We start from the raw sequence: 6627 nt of genomic DNA on the forward strand, positions 1-6627 counted from the left end.
GGGGTGGCCAGGGGCGGATCGGGGAGAATGCCCGGATGAACGAGCTCGCGATCACTGTCATCGGCCGGGACCGGCCCGGCATCGTGGCCGACGTCGCCGAGGTGCTCGCCCGGCTCGGCGCGAACCTCACCGACTCGACCATGACCCGGCTGCGGGGTCACTTCGCGATGACCCTGGTCTGCGTCGGCCCGGCCGCCGCCGAGGTGGAGGCCGCCCTGGCGCCGCTGTCCGCCGACGGCCAGCTGTTGGCGACCGTACGGGCGGTCAGCCCCGACGGCGAGACGGCGCCGGCCGGTGAGCCGTACGTGATGGCGGTGCACGGCGCGGACCGGATGGGCATCGTGGCGGCGATGACGCGGGTGCTCGCCGAGGCCGGCGGCAACGTCACGGATCTGAGCACCCGGCTCACCGGGTCGCTCTACGTGGTGGTGGCCGAGGTGGACCTGCCGCCGGGTGTCGCCGACGCGCTGGCCCGCCGGCTCGCGGTGACCGCCGCCAACCTGGGCGTCGAGGTCTCCCTGCGGCCCGCCGACCCGGATCTGCTGTGAGCGAGGAGTGCGCCGGCCTCGGCGACTGGTCTCCCGACGCGTTGGCCCTGCCGGGCGTGGTGCGTCCGGTGGTCACCGCGCCGAACCCGGTGCTGAGCCGTCCGGGTGTCGCGGTGGACCCCGTCGCCGAGGAGACCGTCCAGCTGGCCGCGGACCTGATCGCCACCATGCGCGTGTCGCCCGGCTGTGTGGGGTTGGCCGCCCCGCAGGTCGGGGTGGGCGTCCAGGTGTTCGCGGTGGACGTCACCGGACATCCGAAGGCGGTGACGGTGCACGGCACCTTCGTGCTCTGCAACGCCCGGGTGGTGGAGGCGACCCGGTGGAAGGCGGGCCGGGAGGGCTGCATGTCGGTACCGGATCTGACCGGTGATGTGAAGCGGGCCAGCCGGCTGGTGGTGGAGGGGGAGCTGCCAGGCACCGGCAAGTCGGTCCGGCTGGTCACCGACGGCTTCGAGGCACGTGCCCTACAACACGAGATCGATCACTGCGCGGGACTGCTCTTCCTGGACCGGGTGGCCGGCGCGCACGCCATCTACCAGCGCAAGGTCTATCTCTGACCGGTGCCGGTCCGTCGTGAGTGGAGTGTCGATCCGGTGGAGACGGTGCGGTCCGGCGCGTCGCGACGGCTTCCCGCCCGGGTCGCCGCTACGGTGGGAACATCATGCGTCTGACGGTCGGTCCCCTGCCATCCGCCGTGTACTGGCGGCGTCGTGTCGTCGTACTCGGAGCCGCGCTCCTTTTCCTCGTCGTGGTGCTCTACTCGTGCAACGGGCCGGAGGACGCGGTGAAGAAACCGGGGGCGAATTCCACCCCGTCGTCCCCGCCCGGCTCGCCGTCGGCGACGGCGTCGCCCACCCCGGAGTTCGCGTCCCCGTCGGTCGGCCCGGATGCGGCGGCCCCGGGCGGTCCCGGCGGTGCCTCGGGCGCCTCGGCCGACCCGTCGGTCGCGCCGGTCGGCGGCACTGGCACTGGCAGTGGTTCCGGCCCCGGCCCCGGCGGTGACGAGGGCACCTGCACCGACGCGGAGATCACGGTGACCCCGGTGGCGTTGCCCTCGGTCGTCCAGCCCGGCGCGTTGGTCGACCTGCAACTGTGGGTGAAGAACAAGTCCCAGCGCACCTGCAGCCGCGACGTCGGTGCGGACCGCCAGGAGTTGTTCATCAAGTCCGGCGCGGAGACGGTCTGGTCGTCGGACACCTGCGGCACCGGCAAGGGATCGGACGTGCAGTCGTTCACCCCCGGCTTCGAGCGGTCGTACCAGCTCACCTGGAACGGCCGGGACGCCACCAAGTGCGCCGGCGGGGTGGCGGCCGGTCCGACCCCGTCGCCCGGGGCCTACCAGGTCTTCGCGCGGGTGGGCACGAAGCTGAGCGAGCCGGTGAAGCTCACCATCGCGGCCAACTGACCGGCACCGCTCAGACGTAACGCTCCAGGATGGACGCCTCGGCGAGCCGGGACAATCCCTCCCGCACGCCCCGGGCCCGGGCGTCCCCGACGCCCTCGACGGCCTGCAGGTCCTCCACGGTGGCGCCGAGCAGCCGCTGGAGGCTGCCGAAGTGCAGAACCAGCCGGTCGACGATGGCGACGGGCAGGCGCGGCACCTTGGCCAGCAGCCGGAAACCACGCGGGCTGACCGCCGCGTCCAGGGCGTCGGAGGCGGCCGGGTAGCCGATCGCCTTGGCCACCGCGACCAGGTCGATCAGTTCGGTGGCGCCGAGCAGGTCCAGCTCGACCAGTGCCTCGTCGAGGGTGCGGGACTTGCGGCCGGCGGGGAGGTAGTCGCGGATGACCAGCGTGCGGTCCGCGTCGACGCCGGCCATCAGCTCGTCGAGTTGGAGTGCGAGCAGCCGGCCGTCGGTGCCCAGTTCGACCACGTACCCGGCGATCTCGTCGGCGATCCGGCGGACCATCTCCAGCCGCTGCACCACGGCCACCGCGTCCCGTACGGTGACCAGGTCCTCGATCTCCAGCGCCGAGAGGGTGCCGGAGACCTCGTCCAGGCGCAGCTTGTAGCGTTCCAGGGTGGCCAGGGCCTGGTTGGCGCGGGAGAGGATCGCCGCCGAGTCGTCCAGGACGTGCCGCTGTCCGTTGACGTAGAGGCTGATGATCCGCATCGACTGGCTGACCGAGATGACCGGGTAGCCGGTCTGCCGGGCAACCCGCTCCGCGGTGCGGTGCCGGGTGCCGGACTCCTCGGTGGGAATGGACGGGTCGGGCATCAGGTGCACCGCCGCCCGGACGATCCGGGTGCCGTCGCTGGAGAGCACCACCGCGCCGTCCATCTTGCACAGCTCCCGGACCCGGGTGGCGGAGAACTCGACGTCCAACGGGAAACCGCCGGTGCAGATCTGCTCGACGACCTTGTCGTATCCGAGCACGATCAGCGCGCCGGTCCGGCCGCGAAGGATCCGCTCCAACCCGTCGCGCAGCGCCGTGCCGGGAGCCATCAGGGCCAGGTTGGCCCGCAACGGGTCGCCGGCGCTGCCCGTACCGCCGGTGACGCTCACGCTGATCGGACGGGCAGGTGAGCCCACGCCACCGGTGCGGGCGTGGGGTGTCGCGCCGGCAGGCTTGGTGGTGTCGCGGTCGATCGGCACGCGCACAGTCTACGGACTGCCCTGCGGTGGGTGCTGTCGTGGTTACTGTGATGTGTCACAGCGTCGGGTTCCTCCGGCTTGCCGGACCTGACAAGGGCTGTCCGGAATGGTGGGGCCAGCACTCCGGTGTCGACCACCGTCGGTCACTCGGCGGATGCACGGGCGACAGCCTGGAGCGCGGATCGCACGTCAGTGACCTCGGTCACCCGCATGTTCTCCGGGGTGATGCCGGTGCTGCCGGGCCCGCAGCCGGAGGGCACCAGCGCCATCCGGAAACCGAGCCGGGCCGCTTCGGCCAGCCGCCGGGGCACCGCCCCGACCCGGCGCACCTCGCCGGTCAGCCCGACCTCGCCGATCGCCACCAGGTGGGGCGCGATGGCCAGGTTGAGCCCGCCGGAGGCCACCGCCAGGGCGACGGCCAGGTCGGCGGCCGGCTCGACCACCCGGATGCCGCCGACGGTGGCCGCGAAGACCTCCCGGTCGTGCAGGGTGAGCCGTTCGGTGCGGCGTTGCAGCACCGCGAGCACCATGGCCAGCCGGGCGCCGTCGAGGCCGGAGACGGTACGCCGGGGAGACCCGGCGACCGTCGCGCCGATCAGGGCCTGTACCTCGGTGACCAGGGCCCGCCGCCCCTCCATCGCCACTGTCACACAGGTGCCCGGCACCGGTTCCGAGTAGCGGGTGAGGAAGAGCCCGGACGGGTCGGCGAGGCTGCTGATGCCGCCCTCGTGCATCTCGAAGCACCCGACCTCGTCGGCCGCGCCGAAGCGGTTCTTGACGCCGCGGACCATCCGTAGCGAGGAGTGCTTGTCGCCTTCGAAGTGCAGCACCACGTCGACCAGATGCTCCAGCACCCGGGGGCCGGCGACCTGGCCGTCCTTCGTGACGTGGCCGACCAGCACGGTGGCGATGCCGCGCTCCTTGGCGACCGCGACCAGGGCGGCGGTGACCGCCCGGACCTGGGTGACCCCGCCGGACACCCCCTCGGCGCCGGTGGTGGAGATGGTCTGCACCGAGTCCAGCACCAGCAGGCCCGGCTTGACCGCGTCGAGGTGCCCGAGCACCGCGCCGAGGTCGCTCTCGGCGGCCAGGTAGAGCTGCTCGTGGAGGGTGCCCATCCGCTCGGCGCGTAGCCGGACCTGGCTGACCGACTCCTCACCGCTGACCACCAGCGAGGGGCTGCCGGCACCGGCGGCCCACTGCTGGGCCACGTCGAGCAGCAGCGTGGACTTGCCCACCCCGGGCTCGCCGGCCAGCAGCACCACCGCGCCGGGGACCAGGCCGCCGCCGAGCACCCGGTCGAGCTCGCTGACACCGGTGGGCCGGGCCCGGGCCGGGGCGGCGCTGACCGTGGCGATCGGGCGGGCCGGCTCGGAAGGCACCCGGGAGCTGACCACCTTGCCGGAGACCAGCGGGCCGGTGACGGTGCACTCGACGACCGAGCCCCACTCGCCGCACTCCGGGCAGCGCCCCACCCATTTGGGGGGCTGGTGGCCGCAGGCGTCGCACTCGTAGGCCGGGCGGGGTTCGCGGGCCGCCCGGCGGGAGGTGCCCGCCGCGCCGCCGCGCGCGGGTGTCGATCGGGAGGTGGTCACCCCAGGACGCTAACTCTCTCCTGTGACGAAAACACCGCCGGCGTGGTGGTCACCACGGCGGCGGTGTCGTCGGCGGTCGCGGGCGGCGGATCAGCCGTGACCCGAGCCGCCCTCCTCCTGGCCCTCGTAGCCGCCGTGGCGCTCGATGATCGGCGACGGCGGGGCGGCCGGCGTCAGCGGCACACCGATCGGAGCCGGGGTGCTGATGGTCCTGCCGTTGCCGAAGTCGAAGGTCAGGTTGACCTGCTGGCCGGCGAGCAGCTTCTCGTTCAGGCCGACGAGTTCGAGGTAACGGCCGCCCTGCACGGTCAGCTGGAGGTAGCCCAGGGCCGGGATCTCGAACCGGGCCGGCTCGCCGGCCGGCGCGGACGGGCTCGGCGAGGCGCTCTCCGACGGGCTCGCGGAGGCCGAGCCGGAGGGCGAGGCGCTGCCCGACGGGGAGGCGCTGCCCGACGGGGAGGCGCTGGCGGTGGGCGACGAGCCGGGCGAGGTCGAGGCGGTCGGGCTCGGCGAGCCGGCCGCGCCGGTGAGTACGACATCCCGCGCGCTGTCCGTGGTGACGGTCACCGTGACCGGCTCCCGGGTGTCGTTGTAGACCACCGCGTTGATCGGGGCGTTCTCGCCGGCCCGGTAGCCCTCGACGCCCGGGTACTCCACGTAGAGGCCGCGCACCTTGTAGTCGTTGTCCGGAGTCTGGATGTTGACGCCCTGGATCGACGGCTCCTTGTTGGCGGTCTCGGCCACCTGGCCGGCACCGCAACCGGTGGCCAGCAGGGCGGTCGCCGCCGCCATGCCGGACAGCAGCAGGGCCGCCCGCCGGGAACCCCTGATCGAGCGCGTCACGTCGGTCCTCCTCGTCACGATCCCCACCCGGCCGAACCCCGGGCGCGGGGTGGTCATACCCGCGCAGACCGCGCTCCAGGGTAGTTGGGGCTGATCGACGGCCGCACGCGGACCCGGTTTCGCCACCTGGGCGAGGGCGGTCACACCACCCGGCCGCTGACCACCAGGAGCACCACATCGATGAGGGCCACCACCATCACCGCCCGGAAGGCGGCCACCGGGCGGCGGCCGGCCCGGGCGGCGGCACGTGCCGCGTACCAACCGACGCATGGCACCACCACGGCGGCGGCGACGGCCGACAGGCCCAGCCAGGACGGCGGCCCGGGTGGCCCGGCGACCAGGACGACGGTCGCGGCGAGCAGCAGCCCGGCGGCGGCCAGCCGGCTGCCGGCCGGACCGAGCCGGTGCGGCAGCCCGCGCACCCCGGTGCGGGCGTCGTCGGCGAGGTCCGGCAGCACGTTGGCGAAGTGCGCCCCGGCGCCCAGCAGCGCCGCGGCGGTGACCAGCCAGACCGGTGGGGCGGGCTTCCCGGGCAGCGCCAGCACGACGAAGGCGGGCAGCGACCCGAAGGAGACCGCGTACGGCAGCGGTGAGAACGGTGTCGACTTCAACGGCCGGTTGTAGAGCAGCGCCGAGACCAGGCCGACGGTCGCCCAGAGCGCCGCCGTCGGGTTCGTGGTCAGCGCCAGCAGCGGGGTGCCGACCGCGGCCACGGCGGCGGCCACGGCCACCGTGCGGCGGCTGAGCGCCCCCGCCGCGACCGGTTTGTCGGTACGCCCCACCGCGGCGTCCCGGCCGGCGTCCAGCGCGTCGTTGCTCCAGCCCACCGCGAGCTGGCTGGCCAACACGGTGCCGACCACCGGGGCCAGGCCGGTGGGGCAGTGCCCGACGCCCCAGGCGAGCAGCCCGGCGACCACGGTGACCGCGACCGTCGGTTCCGGATGGCTCGCTCTGACCAGCCCTAACACCGTTGACGACATAAGGGAAGTCTGGTCGTTACCGGGGAGTCGTGCCACGCTCGGTCCATGCGGAACGGTCCGGTGC

General features: G+C 73.7%; 7 protein-coding genes. 3 read left to right on the forward strand and 4 right to left on the reverse strand.

Annotated elements, in window-relative coordinates; genetic code table 11:
* Nucleotides 1-35: 35 nt before the first annotated feature.
* The 3 genes from E1182_RS28225 (at nt 36) to E1182_RS28235 (ending at nt 1953) form a co-directional block, all read left to right on the forward strand.
* Nucleotides 36-548 carry a glycine cleavage system protein R gene (locus E1182_RS28225; RefSeq protein WP_132270776.1) on the forward strand — a complete coding sequence of 171 codons (513 nt, stop codon included), beginning with the start codon at nt 36-38 and terminating at the stop codon, nt 546-548.
* Nucleotides 545-1105 (forward strand): peptide deformylase, encoded by a 561-nt coding sequence (locus E1182_RS28230; protein WP_132270777.1) that lies wholly within the window; start codon nt 545-547, stop codon nt 1103-1105. The genes E1182_RS28225 and E1182_RS28230 overlap by 4 nt, the downstream gene beginning before the upstream one ends.
* A 104-nt stretch (nt 1106-1209) precedes the next feature.
* Entirely contained in the window at nt 1210-1953 is a 744-nt protein-coding gene (locus E1182_RS28235) for a hypothetical protein (RefSeq protein ID WP_132270778.1), read from the forward strand.
* 10 nt (nt 1954-1963) lie between these two features.
* Here E1182_RS28235 and disA read toward each other — a convergent pair whose 3' ends face one another.
* The 4 genes from disA to E1182_RS28255 form a co-directional block, all read right to left on the reverse strand.
* Complete coding sequence (disA, locus tag E1182_RS28240; RefSeq protein ID WP_132270779.1) at nt 1964-3145, reverse strand: DNA integrity scanning diadenylate cyclase DisA; 1182 nt, start codon at nt 3143-3145, stop codon at nt 1964-1966.
* Between the two features lie 143 nt (nt 3146-3288).
* A complete protein-coding gene (gene radA, locus E1182_RS28245) occupies nt 3289-4740 on the reverse strand; it encodes a DNA repair protein RadA (RefSeq protein ID WP_132270780.1) in 1452 nt (483 codons plus the stop codon).
* Nucleotides 4741-4830: 90 nt separating this feature from the next.
* Entirely contained in the window at nt 4831-5583 is a 753-nt protein-coding gene (locus E1182_RS28250) for a hypothetical protein (RefSeq protein WP_132270781.1), read from the reverse strand.
* Between the two features lie 140 nt (nt 5584-5723).
* The gene (locus tag E1182_RS28255; protein WP_132270782.1) at nt 5724-6563 is read right to left on the reverse strand and encodes a UbiA family prenyltransferase; all 840 of its coding nucleotides are present in this window, start codon (nt 6561-6563) and stop codon (nt 5724-5726) included.
* Nucleotides 6564-6627 lie beyond the last annotated feature (64 nt).

The sequence above is a fragment of the Micromonospora sp. KC721 genome (assembly GCF_004348355.1).
In the GTDB taxonomy this organism is placed as follows: domain Bacteria; phylum Actinomycetota; class Actinomycetes; order Mycobacteriales; family Micromonosporaceae; genus Micromonospora.

Bases quoted from the DNA above. Each gene is read 5' to 3' on its own strand.
- E1182_RS28225 (WP_132270776.1), top strand. From the start codon at position 36: ATGAACGAGCTCGCGATCACTGTCATCGGCCGGGACCGGCCCGGCATC.
- E1182_RS28235 (WP_132270778.1), top strand. From the start codon at position 1,210: ATGCGTCTGACGGTCGGTCCCCTGCCATCCGCCGTGTACTGGCGGCGT.
- E1182_RS28255 (WP_132270782.1), bottom strand. From the start codon at position 6,563: ATGTCGTCAACGGTGTTAGGGCTGGTCAGAGCGAGCCATCCGGAACCG.